The organism is Pseudokordiimonas caeni, assembly GCF_026719705.1.
Taxonomy (GTDB): Bacteria; Pseudomonadota; Alphaproteobacteria; order Sphingomonadales; family Kordiimonadaceae; genus Gimibacter; species Gimibacter caeni.
Map to the genome: position 1 here is coordinate 1,292,812 of NZ_JAPPRR010000001.1, position 20,084 is coordinate 1,312,895.

Annotated in this window: 18 protein-coding genes; 1 reads left to right on the forward strand and 17 read right to left on the reverse strand. The window is 56.0% G+C overall.

Annotated elements, in window-relative coordinates; all coding sequences use genetic code 11:
* Window positions 1–10: 10 nt before the first annotated feature.
* The 7 genes from OU694_RS05925 to gmhA form a co-directional block, all read right to left on the reverse strand.
* Window positions 11–1,027, reverse strand: coding sequence for a GDP-mannose 4,6-dehydratase (locus OU694_RS05925; protein WP_373460261.1), 1,017 nt, complete (start codon window positions 1,025–1,027; stop codon window positions 11–13).
* Window positions 1,018–2,301, reverse strand: coding sequence for a DegT/DnrJ/EryC1/StrS family aminotransferase (locus tag OU694_RS05930; protein ID WP_308910060.1), 1,284 nt, complete (start codon window positions 2,299–2,301; stop codon window positions 1,018–1,020). Before OU694_RS05930 ends, OU694_RS05925 begins: the two co-directional genes overlap by 10 nt.
* Window positions 2,302–2,316: 15 nt before the next feature.
* On the reverse strand, window positions 2,317–3,363 hold the full coding sequence (locus tag OU694_RS05935) for an alpha-ketoacid dehydrogenase subunit beta (protein WP_308910061.1): 1,047 nt from the start codon (window positions 3,361–3,363) through the stop codon (window positions 2,317–2,319).
* Window positions 3,356–4,306: a thiamine pyrophosphate-dependent dehydrogenase E1 component subunit alpha gene (locus OU694_RS05940; RefSeq protein WP_308910062.1), complete on the reverse strand. Its 951-nt coding sequence runs from the start codon at window positions 4,304–4,306 to the stop codon at window positions 3,356–3,358. Before OU694_RS05940 ends, OU694_RS05935 begins: the two co-directional genes overlap by 8 nt.
* Before the next feature lie 64 nt (window positions 4,307–4,370).
* Complete coding sequence (locus tag OU694_RS05945) at window positions 4,371–5,336, reverse strand: GDP-L-fucose synthase family protein (protein ID WP_308910063.1); 966 nt, start codon at window positions 5,334–5,336, stop codon at window positions 4,371–4,373.
* Entirely contained in the window at window positions 5,336–6,520 is a 1,185-nt protein-coding gene (locus tag OU694_RS05950) for an HAD-IIIA family hydrolase (RefSeq protein ID WP_308910064.1), read from the reverse strand. Before OU694_RS05950 ends, OU694_RS05945 begins: the two co-directional genes overlap by 1 nt.
* Window positions 6,517–7,086 carry a D-sedoheptulose 7-phosphate isomerase gene (gmhA, locus tag OU694_RS05955; protein WP_308910065.1) on the reverse strand — a complete coding sequence of 190 codons (570 nt, stop codon included), beginning with the start codon at window positions 7,084–7,086 and terminating at the stop codon, window positions 6,517–6,519. Before gmhA ends, OU694_RS05950 begins: the two co-directional genes overlap by 4 nt.
* 157 nt (window positions 7,087–7,243) lie before the next feature.
* On the opposite strand from gmhA, the gene OU694_RS05960 reads away from it, so the two are divergent.
* A complete protein-coding gene (locus tag OU694_RS05960) occupies window positions 7,244–8,926 on the forward strand; it encodes a hypothetical protein (RefSeq protein WP_308910066.1) in 1,683 nt (560 codons plus the stop codon).
* Between the two features lie 41 nt (window positions 8,927–8,967).
* Here OU694_RS05960 and OU694_RS05965 read toward each other — a convergent pair whose 3' ends face one another.
* The 10 genes from OU694_RS05965 to OU694_RS06010 all read right to left on the reverse strand — a co-directional run bounded on the left by OU694_RS05965 (window position 8,968) and on the right by OU694_RS06010 (window position 20,077).
* The gene (locus OU694_RS05965) at window positions 8,968–9,945 is read right to left on the reverse strand and encodes an NAD-dependent epimerase/dehydratase family protein (RefSeq protein WP_308910067.1); all 978 of its coding nucleotides are present in this window, start codon (window positions 9,943–9,945) and stop codon (window positions 8,968–8,970) included.
* A gap of 20 nt (window positions 9,946–9,965) precedes the next feature.
* On the reverse strand, window positions 9,966–11,333 hold the full coding sequence (locus OU694_RS05970; RefSeq protein WP_308910068.1) for a hypothetical protein: 1,368 nt from the start codon (window positions 11,331–11,333) through the stop codon (window positions 9,966–9,968).
* Window positions 11,323–12,669, reverse strand: coding sequence for a nucleotide sugar dehydrogenase (locus tag OU694_RS05975; RefSeq protein WP_308910069.1), 1,347 nt, complete (start codon window positions 12,667–12,669; stop codon window positions 11,323–11,325). The genes OU694_RS05970 and OU694_RS05975 overlap by 11 nt, the downstream gene beginning before the upstream one ends.
* Window positions 12,670–12,801: 132 nt before the next feature.
* Window positions 12,802–13,629 carry a cytidylyltransferase domain-containing protein gene (locus OU694_RS05980; RefSeq protein ID WP_308910070.1) on the reverse strand — a complete coding sequence of 276 codons (828 nt, stop codon included), beginning with the start codon at window positions 13,627–13,629 and terminating at the stop codon, window positions 12,802–12,804.
* Window positions 13,626–14,762, reverse strand: a complete 1,137-nt coding sequence (locus tag OU694_RS05985) for a glycosyltransferase family 2 protein (protein WP_308910071.1) — start codon at window positions 14,760–14,762, stop codon at window positions 13,626–13,628. The genes OU694_RS05980 and OU694_RS05985 overlap by 4 nt, the downstream gene beginning before the upstream one ends.
* Window positions 14,756–15,421 (reverse strand): HAD family hydrolase, encoded by a 666-nt coding sequence (locus OU694_RS05990; protein WP_308910072.1) that lies wholly within the window; start codon window positions 15,419–15,421, stop codon window positions 14,756–14,758. The genes OU694_RS05985 and OU694_RS05990 overlap by 7 nt, the downstream gene beginning before the upstream one ends.
* The gene (locus OU694_RS05995; RefSeq protein ID WP_308910073.1) at window positions 15,421–16,338 is read right to left on the reverse strand and encodes a hypothetical protein; all 918 of its coding nucleotides are present in this window, start codon (window positions 16,336–16,338) and stop codon (window positions 15,421–15,423) included. The genes OU694_RS05990 and OU694_RS05995 overlap by 1 nt, the downstream gene beginning before the upstream one ends.
* Window positions 16,338–17,291, reverse strand: a complete 954-nt coding sequence (locus OU694_RS06000) for an ATP-grasp domain-containing protein (RefSeq protein ID WP_308910074.1) — start codon at window positions 17,289–17,291, stop codon at window positions 16,338–16,340. The genes OU694_RS05995 and OU694_RS06000 overlap by 1 nt, the downstream gene beginning before the upstream one ends.
* The gene (gene pseI, locus OU694_RS06005) at window positions 17,288–18,316 is read right to left on the reverse strand and encodes a pseudaminic acid synthase (protein ID WP_308910075.1); all 1,029 of its coding nucleotides are present in this window, start codon (window positions 18,314–18,316) and stop codon (window positions 17,288–17,290) included. The genes OU694_RS06000 and pseI overlap by 4 nt, the downstream gene beginning before the upstream one ends.
* 39 nt (window positions 18,317–18,355) lie before the next feature.
* Window positions 18,356–20,077 carry a tetratricopeptide repeat protein gene (locus OU694_RS06010; protein WP_308910076.1) on the reverse strand — a complete coding sequence of 574 codons (1,722 nt, stop codon included), beginning with the start codon at window positions 20,075–20,077 and terminating at the stop codon, window positions 18,356–18,358.
* Window positions 20,078–20,084 lie beyond the last annotated feature (7 nt).

Sequence of the window (20,084 nt, forward strand, 5' to 3'; positions counted from 1 at the left end):
GTTGCTCCCTCTAGCGGCTAAGAAACCCGTTCTCACTCGAAGCGACCCGAGATCGCCAGTATTCCAACAAATCCTGCATCGTTTTCTTGTACGGAATCTGCGGTTTCCAGCCGGTATGGGACGTGAACTTCCGGGTGTCAGGTACCTGAAGATCTGCATCGATCGGGCGCAGCCGTTCGGGGTCGATCTCAATCTGGATTTTATCTCTTTCCGGGGACATCGAGATAAGATCATCCAACAGCTCACCAATGGTGCAGGTGAAGGTGCCCCCAATGTTATAATATGCCCCGGCCACGGGCATCACCGTAACCAAAAGATAGTATGCGCGTACAGCGTCCCTGACATCGGCAATCGTCCGGAGGGACTGCAGGTTCCCGACTTTAACAACAGGCTCGATCAACCCCGCCTCGATCAGAGCGATCTGCTTTGCAAAGCTCGACTCGGCAAAAACATCCCCCCGCCGCGGCCCGGTATGGGTGAACATACGGGTGGTCATCACCGTCATCCCGTAGGCTTCCGCGTAATGCCGACCGATCATATCGGTTCCCGCCTTGGAAATGGCATAAGGGCTCGCTGGATGGAACGTGCACTCCTCGTTAATCGGCAACTTGTCCTGGGGAACGCGCCCGAATATCTCCGAAGACGCGCAAACATGGATAACGGCTTCCGGTGCGTGAAGTCTTAGAGCCTCAAGGACGCGAGAAGTGCCCTGAATATTGGTCTCGTAGGTATCAAGAGGTGAATCAAAGCTCGTTTTCGGATAGCTTTGCGCCGCAAGATGGAACACAAAATCAGGCTTCACCGCACGAATAACAGTGTCAATCGACTGGCTGTCCCTAAGGTCGCCATAGTGGCAAAAAAAGCGATCACGTCGATTGATGCGACCGATATGCCGTCCTAGGTTGTCAAGCGAACTGCGCCAGCGCAACATGCCATGAACTTCCCAGTCGGTATTATCAATGAGATAATCGGCCAAATGGGAGCCGACCATGCCGGTAACACCGGTAATGAGGGCTCTCATGACAATCTTCCCTTTTGCTGGCCCAAAATCCGGGAAAACTGTTCGAGCATATAATCGACCGCTTCGTCCGACAGACTTTGATGGCACGGGATCGCGAAGCCCCTATCCATGACAGCATCGGCACCTGTCAGCTTATCGGCTACCCGGTGGTCAAACTGTCTGGTACCCGGATGGCGCACCAGATTTCCCGCGATGACAGGCCGGGTCTCTACCCCCGCAGCATTTAGCTGCGCGCATAAATCATCACGTGTGATCGGCGCATTCGCATTCAGGAGAATCGGCATCCCGAACCAGCTGTGCTCGCCTCCGTCGGTCGTCTTTTGCGGCTGAAGAATGTCCATCCACCCAGAAAGACCCGCAATCAGCTTACGAGCCAGACGCTGACGCGCCTCGACAAAACCTTCCAGTTTTTTCAATTGTATCTGGCCCATCACCGCCTGCGGCTCTGTCAGGCGCATGTTATAGCCCTCACCGACAAAAATGAATCTCGGATCATATGTTGGCGCGGCCCTCTCCCACTTCTCCCGATCCTTCACTTGCCGGGTCCAGCCATGCGCTCTCAGAATTCGCATGATGTCCGCAATTTCAGGGTCGCCAGCGAGGCAAATCCCCCCCTCCAGCGTGGTCATGTGGTGTGAAAAGTAGAAACTAAAAGTTGAGATCAGGCCATCAGAGCCGACCGGGCGCCCCTTGTAACGCGCTCCCAGTGATTCGCAACAATCTTCCAGCAACAGCAATCCCTTGTCGCGGCAGATTGCCGAAATGGCATCCATGTCACACGGGTTCCCGTACACAGGAACGGCGAGAACTGCCCTCGTTTTTGCCCCGATAGCTGCTTCAACTGCAGCAGGATCCATATTCATCGTGACCGGATCACTGTCCACAAAAACGGGCTTCAATCCCCTTTGAATAATCGGCCAGAGAGACGTTGACCATGTCAGTGCTGGCAGAATAACCTCGTCTCCCGGCATGAGCCTCGCCTCAAAAAGCGGCGTTGTAACAGCTGACATCATCAACAGATTTGCGGAAGAACCCGAGTTATTGCTGACACCGTGCCCATATCCCAACCGTTGGCAGAACTCTTCCTCAAAACGCTCGACCTCACGCCCCATCGTGACCTGCGTACTCAGCATTTGGCGGGTAAAGGCTGTGATTTCCTCCGCCCCGAACGTCGGATGATGCAGGGCCACATGGGGAACCGCTGGATCAAACACCGGGCGCTCGTGCGCTTCCCAGTACTCGCTGATGGCATCCGCCACTTTTGCAAAGGTCTCTTCCATACACTTACACCAGTCCTAAAATGGCCCTTTGAACTCTTCAATTTCCCTAGCAACAGCCAATTCCCCGAGATCTGCGGGATCGCGACCACAGAGCTTCATGGCTTCCACAGCAACTGACCGTGGCGAAGGATAGAAAATGTCCTCTAGCGGGCGGGTGGTCGGACATGTGACAGGCGCATATCCCAACCTCTTTGCTCTCACATGCTCACCGAGCGGGCTCTCTTGCAGCCGAGCCAACAATTCGGCTCCCGCACCACATGTAACCCAACTGTTATCGACCACGACCAACCGCCCGGTTCGGGCAGCGGATTCAAGGACAGCGGCAGAGTCAAGCGGCGCAAGGGAAAGCAAATCAATCACCTCCGCATCAATTCCGCACGAGGCCAGCATACTTGCAGCCCGGAGGCAATCTACCACTGTGTAACTCACACCAACCAACGTTACGTGGCTGCCTTTGCGTAGAATTCGCGCCTTGCCAAACTCAATTTCAAATTCAGTGGCGGGCACAATACCCTGATTTCCATAGAGCAATCTATGTTCGACAATCAGCACGGGGGTATCGTCCCGAATGGCGGCGATCAGGCTCCCTTTCGCATCGTGCGGCGTGGTGGGTGCTAGCACCTTCAGGCCGGGCACATGCATAAAAAACGGATAGGGGGCCTGACTATGCTGCGGTCCTTGTCCCCAACTTCTGCCGATGCTGGCACGAACCACCATTGGGACAGAGACCTGCCCGGCGGACATGTAGGAATATTTTGCCGCCATATTCACGAGCTGGTTCATGCATAGCATCAAGAAATCCATCCGCTGGTGCACATGTACCGGACGCATACCAGCCAACGCAGCACCAACCGCGATGCCCGTCATAGCATCTTCGGCTATCGGCGTGTCGAAGTTGCGCGCCGCGCCAAACTTCTTGTGAAGCCCTAGCGTGCTACCATACTGACCTTTCTGATCGTCCACGCCCTGCCCCATCACGAAGACAGACTGGTCCCTCTCCATTTCCTGCTCAATGGCCTCGAGCAAAGCTGCGCCATAGCTAAGCATCCGTCCGTCAGACATAGTCGTGGCCCATTAACTCGTCACTCCCGGGAAATTCTCCAGTTTCGGCATATGCAATCGCGGCAGCCAGTTCTGCTTCGACCCTCTCATCAATCGCCATCACGTCGGCAGGGCTTAAAAGTGCAGCAAGCTTTACAACATCGTCACGGTTTCGGGCCCCGGTGCGTAACGCAATGTCGCGAAATCCTAAATCATGGTCGTCATCCGTTCCCACGTGATCGAACCAACGATATGTTGTCATTTCCAGCAGCTGCGGACCGTTGCCATTTCGGATCCCATCTGCGGCTTCGCTGACCAGTTTCCATACCTGCTGCGTGCCGGGACATTCATGGAAGCTCGCAGGGATGCCGAACCGCTCTGCCTTTTCCGAAATCGATCCCCCCGCCATTCTCTGGCGCTGTGTTGAGTAAATTGCGTATCCATTGTTCTCGCAGATGAAGAGAATGGGCAGCTTCTTCAACGCCGCAAAATTCAGGCTCTCCCAGAAAACCCCTTCGTCCGCCGCGCCATCTCCGTGAAAACAGACAACAATCCTCTCTTCGTTCCTCATCTTGCAGGCAAGGGCATAGCCGACAGCGTTGGGAATGGCGCTCGCCACGATCGCCGACGCAGGCATGAAGTTGACCTCCATATCCACAAGATGCATTGACCCGGCCTTGCCTCGAGCGTGACCGTTACTTTTGCCATACAGTTCTGCCCAGAAGGCCTTCAGGCTGCCGCCTCTGGCAAGATAATGAGCATGTCCGCGATAATTTGAAAACAGGACATCATTGTCATCAAGAGCCATGCAAGCGCCAACGGCGAGGTGCTCTTGTCCGATAGAAAGGTGTACCGGACTCTTGATGACGTCGAGACTGTAAATCTCGATGATCTTCTCTTCCGACCTGCGAATTGTCCGCAAAAGGTGATAGGCGCGTCTGATGTCAATTTCACCGCATTTCATGTATTCTGGCACCTATACCCACCTGTAAAGCTTCGACTTGCTTCTCTTCCGTCGCGCTGTCCGCTCACCGACCAAAGCGCTCGCAAAAATTTTCATAAGCATGTTTCAAGCCAGTCTCCAAACTATAGCGCCGCCGCCACCCCAAAGCGTCAAGGACGGTCGTGTCCAGTACCTTGCGTGGAGCACCGTCCGGCCGACTGTTGTCAAAGTGCCACCCACCTTCATAGCCGACAACTTCGGCCATCTTGAGGGAAAAATCCTTTATGCTGATCTCCTCACCAGAACCGATATTCACTGGTGCGTCGCCATGGTACCGTTCCGTCAGGAAAAGGATTGCGTCCGCCATGTCATCCACATGCATGAAATCGCGGGTCGGTTTGCCGGTGCCCCAGATTTCCACGGACCGGAAGCCCCGCATGCGAGCGTCATGGCATTTCAACATCAATGCCGCCGGCATATGAGCGCTCTCCAGATCGTAATTATCGTTTGGGCCGTATGCATTCGTCGGAATAACCGTAAAATAGTCAGCGCCGTGCTGCCGGTAATAGGATTGGCACAACTGCATTCCGGCCATCTTGGCGACTGCATATGCTTCATTCGTCGGCTCGAAAGCCCCGGAACATAGGGCTTCCTCTCGCATGGGCTGGATAGCATTTCGCGGGTACATGCAGGCGCTGCCAAGAAAACACAAGCGCTTGACCCCCGCGGCAAAACTGGCATGAATAACGTTTGCTGCTATCATCATGTTATCGTAGGCAAAATCGGCAGGGCTGGCCATATTGGCCGCAATACCACCGACCTTCGCGGCGGCGACTAGCACCACTTCCGGCCTAGTCTCGAATACCCATCGCTCAACATCGGCCTGCCGCGTCAGATCCAAATCAGATCGATTAACCGTCAACACAGTTGCTGCGCGTTCTTTGAGCCCCCTGACAAGCGCACTGCCGACCATTCCCTGATGCCCGGCAACCCAGACCCGACGTCCGGCAAGAGTGCCTCCACCCGGCGCCACCAAATCTCGCACAGTCATCACATCACCCGTTCACGCTCAAGAAACTCAAGCAGGTTCCCACCATCGAAACGCAACCCACGAATACCAAATGCCAAGCCGCACTCAACATCAGTCAATTTATCCCCAACGATCACGCTTCCTGCCAAATCCAAATCGAAAGCCGTGGACATTTGCTGCAGCATTCCTGTCCCCGGCTTTCTGCAATCACACGGCACGGCAAGGTGCGGAACTACTCCTTCCGGATGATGCGGGCAGAAGAAAAAGCCATCAATGTGCGCGCCTGCCTCATGCAATGCGGCCTGCATGGCAGCATGGAAACGATGCATGTCGTCCTGACGGTAGTGCCCTTTAGCAATCCCCGCCTGATTTGTGGCGACAAACACCCGCCTGTCGCCATCATTGATCTTGCGGATCGCGTCAACGGCTCCTGGAAGCCATTTCAGATCTTCGACCTTCCATGTGTAACCATGATCCTCGACCAGCGTATTATCGCGGTCAAAGATTACCGCCGGCTGCCGCAAACATCGATCAAGTTCCTCTCTCGCCCGCCTGAGCGTGTCCGGCAGGCCGATGTCTAGAAAATATCCGTCATAGCGAATACCTTTCACAAGACCGTCCTCGACCAAGCGTGGCAGGATATCGTTCTCAAGAGAGGCTGGCCCAGGAATCCGGGGGATGAGCAAGTCTCTTTCGCATGCGTATATGCCTGCATTGACGATCCCCTGCCCACTTTCCGTCTTTTCATCAAAGCGCTGGACCCAACCATTTTCAATCTGCACACGACCATATCGCCCGGCATCGGCAACATTTCGCAGCGCCATTGCGACAGCGACATGTCCGTCCAGTTCAGGAAACAGGCTGGCCAGATTGGACGCCAGTATTGAGTCACCATTCATGAGAAGAAATCTGGCATCAAGCCGGTCCGCAACCTGCCGCAAGCAGCCGCCGGTCCCTTGCGGCGTCTGCTCAACATGCAGGTCAATCCGCAGGGATGGACATGGGTTCACAAAATGATCGTCCACCCACGCAGCGTTGACCCCTCCCAACAGAAGAACTTCCCGAATGCCGATGGATTGCAATTGATGGAGCAACCTGTTGATGAAGGGCTCGCCATTGACGTCGACAAAGGGCTTCGGACGTCCTTCCGTCAGCTCACCAAGACGCGACCCTTGGCCACCGACTAGAATTACGGCTTGCCTCATTGCGAAAGTTCCTCAACCTGTGCACAAATCATGTGACCGATCATGATATGCAGCTCCTGGATATGGCTTGTTTCATCCGTAGGAGCTGAAATACATAGATCGGCAACCTCGGCCAACCGGCCACCGGCACTGCCGGTCATGCCAATCACCTTTAGCCCGACGTTCTTTGCGGCAAGAACACCTTCGATAATATTACGGCTATTTCCGCTGGTTGAAATCGCGATCAAAACGTCGCCGGCCCGTCCCAACGCTTCGATCTGTCGCGCAAAAACCCTGTCAAAGGAATAATCATTAGCCACTGCCGTCAAGATGGATGTATCGGTGGTTAACGCAATAGCAGGAAGAGCCTTACGCTCTGCCATGAACCGGCCAACCAGTTCGGCCGCCAGATGCTGCGCGTCTGCCGCAGATCCACCATTACCAATGAGCAAAATCTTCCCGGCTTCTTGAAAACAGTCAGAGACCATATGAATGGCGCGTTCAATGTGATCAAATTGCTCGGGCAATCGAGAAACTGCATCTTCCACACGCGAACAATATTTCTCCAGTTGCCCACGACATCCCATAGTCCGGCCCTCCCACACTTTCCATCAACAGATTCTGATGTTGCACAGCAATTTCAGAGCCAAATACCTGAAACCCCATCCGAACTGGCACAATTCTTGGAGCTTGAACAATGCCATGATGAGAGGCACAAGCATCAAATGCAATTGGAGAGTTGGAGTGAACCAGATGGCGCTGCCGGATCTTAATTCGTTGAAAAACATGGCGACCCTCGTCTTTCCAGAAAGATATCACCGGGTCAAGTTCACTGAGGCTTCAGCCGGTCGATTGGCAACCGCCGAAGCCAACAGATACTATCTTGATTTGGCGCACGCCATGACAAATTTATCTCGCGAGAATCTCGTGGGACCATGGACTCTTTCCGAGGAAAATGCTGACTCGGGTTCCCTGAATGCCGCTGCAAGCCTTCAAGCCCATCCCTCGTTGCCGCTATCAATTGTTACCATCACGCGCAATGATACCCATGTCGAACGGATGGAAGAACGTACCCAAGCGTTCATCGACGGTATACTTGATCTCGCTCAGTGCCTGGAACGCCCCACTGAGTTGATCATTGTTGAATGGAATCCACCGGATGACCGCCCACGGATGGCCCAGGCGTTCCGCTTTCCAAAGAAGCATGACTATGTGAGCATCCGGGTCGTGACCGTACCCTCAGACGTTCACCAGAAATTCAACATGGGAAGCACGCTCCCCTTGTATCAAATGATCGGCAAGAATGTCGGCATCCGGCGGGCCCGCGGTCGAATGATCGCCGTGACCAATATCGATGTTCTCTTCTCTAAGGCCCTCTTCAGCCAGATGTCAGACGAAACATTGGCCGCCGGATATCACTATCGGTCCGACCGTTGGGATGTTGACCGTAGTATCCTTGACCTCCAGTCGCCAGCTGAGCGAGCCGCTGCAGCCCCGGATCTCTGCCTGAATATCAACACGATACACGGGACGTTGCCCCCTTCAAAAGATGATCTGACGGCGCCCCAATTCCTTGAAGGGCCCTTCATTCCACTATTGCACATCATGGCCTGTGGCGACTTTCAGATGCTGCATCGAGATGACTGGGCAAGAGTACGCGGATACCCTGAACTTGATGCCTTTTCCATGCATCTGGACTCGCTGTTCGCGATCCAGTGCCATTACGCCGGCCTTATGGAACATATCTTCCCCAGGCACTTTTCTCATTATCACATTGATCACACTTTGGGCTCCCAGGTGAAGGATGGGTCCTATTTCACCCAAGAAAAACATGAGTTGAAGCATGTATCCCTGAACACCCTTGTAGCTGTTGCCGACAGTCTGCGAAACACCGAAAAAGCGATTGCCTTTAATGGCACTGACTGGGGAATGCCTTTCCGGGCGTTACAAGACGAGCGCCTGACGCTTGGCGCATGGGACTGTGATTCTTTGGCATACGCCGCACCTGCAAGCTCTGGAAATAGACTTAGTGCTTGCGCAATCGACCTGGTAAAACTCGAAGAATGGTCTGGCGCATACATAGCGCCAGCTACCAAGGATGTCCTGCAGATGGCAGCAACCTTCATAAGAACTGCCAGCGCTCAACGCCCTCTTTATATCTGGGGCGCCGGAGGACGGGGCCTCACCCTTGCCGCCTCGCTTTTTGAATGCAATGTTCAGGTGGTGGCTTTTGTGGACGGGGCGCAGGCTTCAGGCTTCACAGGAAGCCTGCATGGAATACCGGTTATTGCGGGCAGGGACTTTCTGAACAACATGTTGACGCCTGCGCCTTTCATTGTCATTGCATCCATGCATGCATTGCAGATAGAAGAAGGGCTACGGTCAGAAGGTCTGATTGAAGGCGAGGACTATATCATCGCGGTGTAAAAATTGACCACCCTGAGCTGGTGATAACTGTGCCTTAGTGCTCAAGTATTGCTAGAAGCGTTCCTTTTAAATTGCCGTTCTATCCATTCGTAGGTCTTGACGAGCCCTTGCTCCAGACGCGCTGACGGTGCCCAGCCAAGCTCGGCCTTGATTTTCCGATTATCAGAATTGCGGCCGCGCACCCCAAGTGGGCCCGGGATATGTTTCAGCGTCAGCTTCTTACCGGCTGCCTTCATGGCGATCTCCGCCAGCTGATTGATCGTCACCATCTCGTCGGAGCCGATATTGTAGGGCCCGGTCTTGTCGGACCGCGTCAGGCGGATCGTGCCCTCGACGCATTCATCGATATAAAGGAACGAGCGGGTCTGCAGGCCGTCGCCCCAGATTTCAATCTCGCCGCCATCGGGCGTTTCTGCGACCTTGCGGCAAATCGCCGCCGGCGCCTTTTCCTTACCACCCCGCCACGTGCCCTCGGGCCCGAAAATATTATGATACCGCGCGACCCGGCAATTCATGCCATAGTTCCGTGCATAGGCCAGATACAGCCGCTCACTGAAAAGCTTTTCCCATCCATATTCGCTATCCGGCGCAGCGGGATAGGCTGAGTCTTCCGCGCAATTAGGATTGTCCGGATCCTCCTGATTATAGGCCGGATACATGCAGGCCGAAGAACTGTAGAAAATGCGACTGATATTGCGTTTGTGGCAGCGGTCAAGGACGTTCAGGTTGATGGTCGCCGAGTTTTGCATAATGTCCGCATCATGCTCACCGGTGAAGATATAGCCGGCGCCCCCCATATCGGCTGCGAGCTGGTAAACTTCATCGAAACGGCGATCGATCACCTCGCGCACGACCTGCTGGTCGCGGAGGTCACCGATCAGGAAGTCATCGGCCTCGGTCGGCGCGAACTCCGGGAATTTGAGGTCCACTCCGCGCACCCAGAAGCCTTCACGCTTCAGACGCTTCACCAGATGACTGCCGATGAACCCACCGGCGCCGAGTACGAGTGCTGTCTTCATCGAACCCTTCCTTCTCAAAATCAGTACAGAATGTCACGCTCAGGCAGGAACCCCAACGCCTGATATTCCCGGCCAATTTCCGGCGCATGCATCGACGCCGCAATTATCAGATGCCGGCCTGGATTTGCGATTCCGCCAAACTCTTCAACACTGATGACCGGGACCTCTGGCGCCGTCGGTAGCCGTTTGCCTGCCGCACGGTCAACAAACATGTCCGGCGTTATTCCCCTGCGCTGCAGAAAATCAACAAGACGCATAGCAAGTCCACCAGTGCCCCTGATGCAAATCTCACGCCCTTGCCGCTTTGCCGCAATCAGCCTTTCGGCAAATCCCGCCATAACAAAATCCTGCAGCATTTCTGCCGCCTGAACTGGCGAGCCCTTGGAAAGCCCGGCAAACCCATCCCAGTCAAAAGCGTTTTTCCCATTGGCAGCCTCCAGGGACATGATCGGAAAATACCGCTCGACCCGCTCAAGAAGCGTATAGGCCGCATCGACCAGCGCCCGTTGTTCCATCCATGCCGAAGCTCCGGCGAGACGCACACAACCGGCAACAAATTCCCGTGCCGGGTCGCGTGCGCATTCCGTTGCCAGCCAGTCACGGGCTCCCAGATCCGCTACGATCAGTTCGCCATCCTTCAGGAGGTGCGTAACTGCCTCGTCAAGATTCATTGCTCGGCCATCCATCAGCTGCCTGTTGCGGACAGCATCATCGCCCTGAACCAGTTGATGCCAGCCGCCAACGGCATGATATCCGTGGATCGGGTGAAAAAGATTCATATCGGCTGACGCGTCGATCACATCCCCGCCGCTATCGCGCGCGCTCCAGACAAGCCAGTTGTCCCAGCCCATCCGGCCAACGGCAAAGGAGGGAATGTCGGTATAGATGTCTCGAGTGAACAGAAAAAGATCAACCGCGTTGCTGCGGTCCCAGCAACCATACTCCCGGTCAATTGCGCTCAAGTCAGCCCAGAAGTCTTTGCCTTCCTCACCAAGAGGCACGTCCAGAGGCAGATTGCGGCGACGAGCAGTAGCGAGACCACGCCACGCGTTATCCTCGTCACACAGGGCGCGAAAAGCTGCCAAGGCCCGCGCATCGAGAATGATATCGCCGTTGATATAGGCAAGATATGGCGCGGCGCTATGTTCCCGGGCCAGACCGAACATCGAGGACACCAGTGGCACACCTTTTTCACTACGTTCCACCACCGGCAAATGCCTGAACCCATAGGCTTCTGCCGCCGCCGCAACACCATCCTCGTCACCAAACAGGATTACATCCAGCCCAAGCGTCGCCCAACTCCGAAGCGCATTTTGCTGAAATGTAGCCGATTCACCTCGAAAGGGTTTGAAGGTCGAAAACAGGGTTAGCGGCAGATCAGATGGCATTTCGGTTCGTCCTGCCGCGCCCAAGCGAAACAAGGGTCACATTGTTCCCGAACTCGTTGCCGGAAAACATCCGCCAAGGGTCAACAATCGTCAGCCTCGATTGATCCGGCACCAAAGCAGGCAAGGTATTGAATACATCCCAAGGCGTAACAACAACAGCCAGATCGCACCCATTCAAGGCATCCGGCAATGTTTCCGCCCATGTCAGCCAGCCATCAACCGCCGCCCTCCCGTTTACAATGCCCGGATCGAAAGCCGTCACCTTGACGCCCTGGTCAACGAGCCGTTTTCCAAGCATCAAGCCTTGGCTGGCTTCTGTCACTGCTGTGAGGGGCTTGTAAGAGACACCAAGGATAGAAACCCGTGCACTATCGCCAACAAGGCCAAGGATGCAACGCTCAAGTCGCTCCACCTGATAGTCGTTCATGGCATCGGTCGCCCGGGCAAGGTCGCTACGCGCCCCCAGACTATCAGCAAGGGCTCCGAAGGCCCGATTGTCGCGCGGGAAACAGGGCCCGCCATAGCCTACCGCGCCCTTGAGATATTTCTTTCCGATCCTGCTGTCGGCCCCGACCGCGGTTGTCACGGTATCAACGTCGGCCCCGGGCAGCCGATCACAAATATCAGCAAGCATGTTTGCGTAGGTGATTTTGGTGGTGACAAAAGTGTTGACCGAAATCTTGCAGAGCTCAGCATTCACTGCGTTCATGCGCCTGAACACCGGCTCCTTGGCGCAGGTGTTCTTGTAGATTTCTTCAAGGCAGTCGCCGGACGCCGAGTCGCTCTCGCCGATCAGGATGAAATCGGGGTGCAGCATGTCGTGAATGACGCTGCCAAGTGCGATGAACTCGGGATTGTAACAAAGCCCGATTTCCTCACCGACCTTAAGACCAGTCGCCTTTTCCAGCCTCTGCCGGATCGGGCCGTCGGTTGCGCCCGGCATAACGGTGCTGGTGATCACGACCAGGTGTCTTGATTGCTTGGTTCGGATGGCGGGAGCCATTGATTCAATAGCGCTGAGAACATAGTCGAGCGAGAAAAAACCATCGGGCTTGCTCGGCGTCGGTACGATGATGAAGGAAACATCGCTGTTCGTGACGGCTGCCTCGATCTTTTCGGTCGCAGTTAGGCGCGCCCCAACCTCATCAATCATGTCCTGCAAGCCGGTCTCATTTACCGGCGCCACGCCCCGCTGAACAGCAGACACATAATCTCGATTGAGGTCGTAACCGATGACCTTGTAGCCACCGTTCGCCATGACAGCGGCGAGCGGAGCTCCCAGTTTGCCAAGACCTATGACAGATACACGGGGAAACTCAATGGCTTGTGAAGACATATCAACCTCAAACTCAAACTTGGGGTGGCTTGGCTCACGTCCAGCCTAGCACCGACCTATCGAAAATTCTTCAGGGAGAAAAGCAGCTCACCCGCACCGTCAAACATCAGTGCAAGAAGCATTCCATCCGAACTATCGCTGCCCATCAAAGCGCCACTCCACCGTTGCCTCACCAAAGCCACGCCCAACCTCGATGCCCTCGCTTCTGGCCCTGCTCATGATGGCTGCCGTGCTCTGCTTCCAGTCTTCGATCACGACCTTATTCTGCTGCAGCTTCGCGTGGTGCTGCAAGATAAACGCCTTCACTTCCAACCACGTCATGTCGTCAATTATGGGACCTGCAAGATTGAACAGAGTGTCGAAGAATGCGTGATCCTCTGGATAGTCGAGAACCAGCCTTATTTCTCCCTGCAGGGTGCGATACTCCTGCGGGCAAACGAGGTGCAACATCCTGTTTTCTTTTCTGTTCTTGATGCCAAGCGTTACGTGCTCGCGCTCCATACTCGATGATGTTTCCCTGAAAGCCCGCTTGAGTTCCGCCATCGTGAAGACCTCACAGTCAAGTCCATGAGGAAAGCCTGAAATGCCCCCAAATGCGTAACCTCCGTCCATCACCGCACCCAGAAGCTGACCGCACACATCGGGGTCTACAAGCGGGCAGTCGGAAGTAATGCGCATAACATAGTCTGCACCGGCTGCTTCCGCAGCGCTGTGATAGCGCGACAGAACATTCGCCTCATCGCCGCGGAATATGCTGGCGCCGACAGCGGTAGCTATATCAAACACGGGCTGCTCCTCATCTCGATCAACCCCGGCGCAAATGACCTCATCGATACCCGGGATGCGCAAGCAGCGCTTCAGACAGGATTCAAGCGCCGTTGTGTGGCCAATCGGTTTGAGTATCTTGTCTGGCAGCCGTGAGGAGCCACGCCGTGCCTGAACGATGCAAACAGCTTTCATGCCTCAGCACTTCCATAATCATGACGCGAAGCTTCGGCGCGGAGAGGCAAATACGTCCAGCGGGGCGACACACTATCGAGGTTATGCCGCGCATCCAGATATTCAGGCCAAAGTTTTAACGCCTCATTGAAATACCCGCTGCCGCTACGCCTGTTTTCCAAAGCAAGGACGCCAAGATTGTTCAGAACCTCGGGTCGCCTGGAAATCGTCAATGCGCTTTCTAGATATTCAGCAGCCTTGCCATGATTTCTTCGTCCATAGCTCGCTGTGCCGGCCATAAAATTCCAGAGAAATGCTCCGTCCGAACTCGCATCTACCCCCAAGCACTCGCCACAAAGCTGGTCCAACTCATGCCACTCTTCGAGACGGCAAAGCACGCAGGCCTTGATCCATGCAGCTTCGCTCTGCGGCAGCTTGCTTTTTTTGATAAAGGCGGTGAGCGCAGGAGCACCGACTGATTGAAGTGTTCTGCGAACACCTTGCAGCTGATTGTCGATGCGGCGCGACAGGCTTTCCGGATAACCATATTGCCGGTATGTCGTTTCTCTAGACAGGGCTATATTCATGTCCGCCAGCAGTGCCCGCATGAAGAAATGATAGTCCTCGGCATGCCGCATGGTTTCGTCATAATTCAGCACTTTTGCGACTTCAGTACGCGCCATGGGCCAGCCGATTGACGGGATATAGTTCCGCGCAAGCTGATGAGCCAGCCCGCCCGATGAGAACAGCTTCTCTGCGATCGGAAGATCACGTACATAGTTGCCGCTGAGGCCGTCATAGAGTTCCGCAGAATCGTACACAAGGTCAGCGCCTTGTCGCACATGGGCTAGCATGGATTCCGTACGCCCCGGCAAGGCCATATCGTCGGCATCCACTCCCATCAAAACCGGCAGGTTGCAGGCAGCAAGCGCAACGGTTCGCGCATGCCCCACCCCTTTATTCTCCGGCTGCTGTATCAGTGTCAGGTGCGGCAAATTCAGCGCCTCGACAACAGCTGCCGTATCATCCGTCGATCCGTCATCAACCACGATGATGCGACCAACCTGATCGGCCACCGAGCGGACCGCACGCTCGATAGTCCTCGCGGCATTATAGGCAGGGATCAGGGCGCATACGTCAGCTTGGGTTAGCATGCCTCTTGCTCCAGCATCGCCGTTATGGCAGTGACGTCGGCGATAGCCATGGCGGGCGATGCGGCACCCTTGAAACGGCCGGTTAGCACCCGCACGAACCGGCAGCCGAGCGCGCGGGCCGCCACTTCGTCATGGGCAGGATTGTCGCCAACGATCAGCGCATTTTCCGCAGACGCGCCGAGAAGAGCAAGCGCCTTAACATATCCTGCGGGATCGGGCTTTGGCGCACCCTCCTCCCAGCAATAGACAATAGTGTCGATCAACCCCTGCAGCCCCAGCGCCTGCACCTTGTTGCGCTGCATGAGCGGCAGGCCATCCGTGACGACGGCAACCGGATATCGCTCCCTCAATCGGCCCAGCATTGGAGCAACGCCAGGATAAAGGGTGATATCGGGCACATGCGCACGATATGCGGCCACGAGCCCGGATACTGTCACTTTTGTCGCAAGGGCAGGAAATGCTGTGAGCAACGCATCGAATGCGCCGTCCCTGCCCTGTGCTTCAAAACGACGAATGAGAAAAGCTGCAATCTCAGTGGGTGCAACACCCGCTTGCTCCGCATAGGTCGCACCCAGATGCCGGTAGCCGGAGCGGACATAATCCGCTTCTTCGTAGAGTGTATCGTCGAGATCAAGGAGGATGGCCCGATGCTGCTTCATCACACAGCCACCTCGGACGCCAATTCCATCAGCCGTTTTGCAACGCGCGCCGGCCCACCAGCAATGTGAGGACACTGGACCTTTGCAGCATGCCCCGCTGCAGCCGCGATGGCGGCGGCATTCAATTCCTGAAACACAGTCACGCCAAGCGCTTCCAGTGCCTTGATTTGCAACGCCTGATCCGCGGCCACCTTCACGGCAATCACCTTGCAGCCGCTAGCCAGGCCTTCGATAGCCATCTGACCTGCCCCGCATACAAGGATATCCGTACAGGCATAAAACCCTGCCATATCGTCGGGTGAAATCAGCTGGGTGATATCCGGACGCTCCGCCAGCAGATCTCGCATGGCTGGCACAAGCTTGCGTTGGCCAGCATCGAGCCACACTACGGCCCCCTTGAGGGCAGCAAGCACGGGCAGCGCCCAACTGCCGTCGTCCGCCCCGCCAAAGCAGACGGCAATGCGGTCTCGCTCGGTCTCACGAGCCACTTCAGCATAACGTGGGTCAATCAGGTTCCACTGCGGTCCTGCCAGCACTTCAGCGAAGGCGGCAGGATCATAGGTCAGTTCATGCCCATAAATGTTAGGATTGATGACAAGTCGGGCAGAACCCGCCTCAGGGTGACCCATGTCATCAATCAGCACCAGCTTCGATTTGACTGCGGCGAGCGCAGAAAGGTCCGCGGCCGCGAAATCCTTGCCGTCCAGAACTATCAGTGCAGCTGTCGCCACGGCATCAGCGAGCGAGCAAAAGCTGTCGTAAATCGCTGTAGCACTCGAGCGCACCGGGCTGTAACTCACGATCAAACTGACTGCTGCACCTTCCGCCTTTAGCGCAGTAGCGAGCACCCCCATGCGGCGCCAGTGGCCAAGGCCGTGGCGCGGGTCGTTCGTCACCAGAAAGGCAATGGGGCCCATCAGCCTGCTGCACCTTCGCGCACATAAAGGTCACTCATGAACCGGTAGGACGCGAGCCCCCAGCGGATCAGGCGAGGCTTCAGGGCCGCCGCATCACCTGCCGCCATCTGGATCAGCCGCTCGGGCGATGCGAGGCCTGCCTCGATGCTCAGCGACGAAACCCCACCGAAGCGGGGATTGACCTCAATGAAGGAAAAGTCCTCACCCTTTTTGTCATGCACAAAGGCTTGCACCACATTGTGCCCCTTAAGGCCAAGCCGGGCGCACAGGTCGAGCGACGCCTGCATCAGAGCAGGCAGCTCCACCGTACGGCTGTACGAGCTTTCCCCCGCCACAATCCGGCCGCGCACTCGGCTGACGGCCTGCAACGGCTCGCCATCCAGCGACATCAAAACGTCGATCGTATATTCGTCGTCAGCGCAGAAAGGCTGGACCAGCGCATCTGGATGATCGGCCATGAATGTTGCAAGCTCAGCCGCGTTATTGATCCGGGTTGCACTCCGGCTGCCTGCGCCAATCGATGCGCGTGCAAAAAGCGGGAAGCCGGCCCCCCTGCTCTCCACCACCGGCAGCACCGGAAACTTGTGCTCCGTGCAGAAGCGATAAAAGGCGCGTTTGTCGAGGCAGGTATCCAGTTCGGCAAGGGTTGGTAACGGCAGGATGACGCCGAGCTTGGCGAGCTCCGGCGCGAGCGCTGCCAGCACCTTCATCTCGCCGTCGCGGGTCGGGATCAGGAGCCGCACCCGTTCGCGCTTGCATTCTTCCAGGAGCTTCCTGCCAAAATCTGGGTCATCGCTCGCCGGCAGCGGGCAAAAGTCATCGGCTACAAAACGCGAAGCCACGTCATCCCGGATGTCGGCAGCGATCACCCGCCCGCCGCAGTCCATCAGCGCCTTCCGGAACGCCTTGACGAGCGGAACTTTATTCGCCGAACTGGTGATCAGGACATTCATTCCGTGCCGCCCTCGCCGCCTTTGACCATAGTCCAATCAAGCGGTGTTCCTGCCACAATATCGCGGGTCGCTGCCCGCCCCAAAATGCCTTCCAGATAGCGTGTGTGTAGCCCGCCTGAAGGGCGCACCGAGCGCAGGTTTCGGGCACTGAAGACCTCGCCCGCCTTCACATCCTCCGCGATATAAAGCGAGCGGCGGAAACGCAAACTGTCAGCTTCCGACGCCGTAGGGCCATAGTGCGGCGCGGTGCGGGCTTCGGCGACCTGACGGCAGGCTGTCACCATCGCTTTCATCTCGTCCGGCTCCAGCGAAAAGGCACTGTCAACGGCGCCGGCGGCCCGTGAATGACAGAAATGCTTCTCGATCACGGTCGCACCGAGTGCGGTTGCCGCAATCGGGATCGCGGTGCCGAGCGTGTGGTCGGAAATGCCGACGGGCAGACCAGTGCGCCTCGCAAGATCGGGAATGGTTTCCAGATGGCAATCGCTATAGGGCGTCGGATAACCGCTGATACAATGCAACAGCGTGATATCGCTCGCCCCCGCCCCCTTGGCTGTCTTCACGGCCTCATCGATTTCCGCAAGCGTTGCCATGCCCGTCGACATGATCATCGGCTTGCCGGTGGCGGCCACCCGCTCGATCAGCCCGATATCGACAAGCTCGCACGAGGCGATCTTGTAAAGCGGGCAGTCAAGGCTTTCGAGGAGGTCGACGGCGGTGAGGTCAAACGGCGCCGAAAAGGCAAGTATGCCGCGTTCGCGGGCGCGGGCGAAAAGGGCCGCATGCCACTCAAACGGCGTTTGCGCCTCTTCATAGAGATCATGCAGCCGACGGCCTTTCCACAGGCCTTCTTGCACCACGAAGGCGGGCGCATCGGAATCGAGGGTGATGGTGGCTGGCGAATAGGTCTGGAACTTGACGGCATTGGCTCCAGTTTCCGCCGCCAGATCAATCAGTTTCAGCGCCAGATCCAGCCGCCCCATGTGGTTGCCTGAAACTTCGGCGATGATGAAGGGGGAGTGCATAGAAAGCCTTGTCAATTTTGTCACTCGCCGCGCCCGCCCCTATTCTCCGTTTCGTAGCATATATAGAAACGGCTTGGCCGTCTCGATAACTCGCTCCCACGTTCTCGGAACCTCTATATCGTAACCGATGATCTTTCCCTTGGTACGATAAAATGGCGGTCGCCCATCTGCCGCGCCAAAAGACCACCAAGGCCGTCCGCCTACCAGCCAGATTGTTGGCACACCCGATGCCATAGCAAATTGCTGTGTCGCCGTGTTCGGCCCGATCACAGCATCCAGATTCGCCATCATCGCCAAATTGTCTTCGATACTTTCGCGCAGATTAACATCATCCCAGTGATGGATATTCAATCCGTTGACATTTTTGACAGCCTCAAGCTCTTGTGCAACGTCCCCGTATTGCAGGTTGATGAGATGAGTATCCGCATCGGCAAATGCGCTCAGCAAATCTGCTGTGAAATAACTGTGAGCCCGGGTAACTGCCATGTTGCCACTTCGCCACGAAACACCAATTTTTCGGCCGGGGCCAAGCGCTTCAAAACGCTCTTTCCACTTATGAACAAGGTCAGACCTTGGCACAAGAAGCGCCCCCTTCCTGTCAGGTATCTTCTCAACTGTAGGCCAGATGTACTGCAGCACAGATGCCGCCGGAACATAACAATCGACAGAGACCTCCCCGTTCCTGACCAGCTTCATCAACTCCGGGGATGAACGATAATGATAGCCCATCCTTAGCTCCGCTGAATAGTGAACGACCAGAGCGTCAGGGAAACTTCGTTTGTAAATGTCGATCAGTCGTCGATCACAGGAAACGATTACCTTTCCAGCCCTGCCAATTAGCTCCGGTAAAACTTGGGCAAACAGAATCTCGTCGCCAATCCCCTGCTCTGCTGCCACATAAATCGTTTTCCCCGCTAGCGGCTCACCTTTCCAGACAGGAAAATCATGCAAAAACACCACGCCTTGGCCGCCGCCGCGACTGGGCTTCAAACGATACTCATAATGCTTCCAACCCTGTTCAAGATTACCCATCATGAGATAATCGATAGCGAGACCCAGATGTGATTCAGTATACTCGGGGGAAGCTTTCAGCGCCTGCTGATAGGCATAGATGCGCTCCTCTGGGTGATCCTGTGCGTAACATGCCGCGAGGTTCGACCATGCCTTGGAGTTCGCGGGGTTAACGCGGACCGCTTCTTCATAGAAGGGAAGCGCCTCGCTCCCGCCCCTACTATACTGAACCGCTGTTCCGAGCACATTCCAAAGGCCGGATTCCGTTGGAAAAAGCGGTATGATTTCCTGGCAGAATTCGATCACTTCATCCAGTCGCTCCTGCGAATACATGGCTGAGGCCAGGTTCACATAGGAAATCGGCGCAGAGGGATCGAGCATGATGGCCTGCCGCCACACCTTTTCGGCGATATCGTGCATGCCCATATTGGTGGCGAGCGAACCCATCACTTGGCAAACGCCCACACTCGGCTTTGCCCGGGCGACGGTCTGTTCGAGCATTTTCAGCGCCAGATCGCGTGCACCGAGGCGCACCAGAACATCAGACACAACCGTCATCAGGTCGATATTGTCAGGGTCCGTGTCCAGGGCCTTGTTGAAAAGCTCAAGTGCCGTCGGCCAGTCTTCTCGCTCGTAGGCAGCCTTGCCTTCCTGCAGGAGCCGAAGATGCTGCCGACTGCCGGCAGCCGCACCCTTTTTCAACCCCTTGGTCTTGCCGACCTTCTGCCGCGCCACCTTCGACTTTGCCATCCCATAC

Excerpts from the sequence above, each read along its gene's own strand:
- OU694_RS05990 (WP_308910072.1), bottom strand. The coding sequence starts at position 15,421 with ATGAAGCAGCATCGGGCCATCCTCCTTGATCTCGACGATACACTCTAC.
- OU694_RS05985 (WP_308910071.1), bottom strand. The coding sequence starts at position 14,762 with ATGCTAACCCAAGCTGACGTATGCGCCCTGATCCCTGCCTATAATGCC.
- OU694_RS05930 (WP_308910060.1), bottom strand. The coding sequence starts at position 2,301 with ATGGAAGAGACCTTTGCAAAAGTGGCGGATGCCATCAGCGAGTACTGG.
- OU694_RS05980 (WP_308910070.1), bottom strand. The coding sequence starts at position 13,629 with ATGAAAGCTGTTTGCATCGTTCAGGCACGGCGTGGCTCCTCACGGCTG.
- OU694_RS05945 (WP_308910063.1), bottom strand. The coding sequence starts at position 5,336 with ATGACTGTGCGAGATTTGGTGGCGCCGGGTGGAGGCACTCTTGCCGGA.
- OU694_RS05950 (WP_308910064.1), bottom strand. The coding sequence starts at position 6,520 with ATGAGGCAAGCCGTAATTCTAGTCGGTGGCCAAGGGTCGCGTCTTGGT.
- gmhA (WP_308910065.1), bottom strand. The coding sequence starts at position 7,086 with ATGGGATGTCGTGGGCAACTGGAGAAATATTGTTCGCGTGTGGAAGAT.
- pseI (WP_308910075.1), bottom strand. The coding sequence starts at position 18,316 with ATGCACTCCCCCTTCATCATCGCCGAAGTTTCAGGCAACCACATGGGG.
- OU694_RS05935 (WP_308910061.1), bottom strand. The coding sequence starts at position 3,363 with ATGTCTGACGGACGGATGCTTAGCTATGGCGCAGCTTTGCTCGAGGCC.
- OU694_RS05970 (WP_308910068.1), bottom strand. The coding sequence starts at position 11,333 with ATGCCATCTGATCTGCCGCTAACCCTGTTTTCGACCTTCAAACCCTTT.
- OU694_RS05965 (WP_308910067.1), bottom strand. The coding sequence starts at position 9,945 with ATGAAGACAGCACTCGTACTCGGCGCCGGTGGGTTCATCGGCAGTCAT.
- OU694_RS06010 (WP_308910076.1), bottom strand. The coding sequence starts at position 20,077 with ATGGCAAAGTCGAAGGTGGCGCGGCAGAAGGTCGGCAAGACCAAGGGG.
- OU694_RS05975 (WP_308910069.1), bottom strand. The coding sequence starts at position 12,669 with ATGTCTTCACAAGCCATTGAGTTTCCCCGTGTATCTGTCATAGGTCTT.
- OU694_RS06000 (WP_308910074.1), bottom strand. The coding sequence starts at position 17,291 with ATGAATGTCCTGATCACCAGTTCGGCGAATAAAGTTCCGCTCGTCAAG.
- OU694_RS05940 (WP_308910062.1), bottom strand. The coding sequence starts at position 4,306 with ATGAAATGCGGTGAAATTGACATCAGACGCGCCTATCACCTTTTGCGG.
- OU694_RS05995 (WP_308910073.1), bottom strand. The coding sequence starts at position 16,338 with ATGGGCCCCATTGCCTTTCTGGTGACGAACGACCCGCGCCACGGCCTT.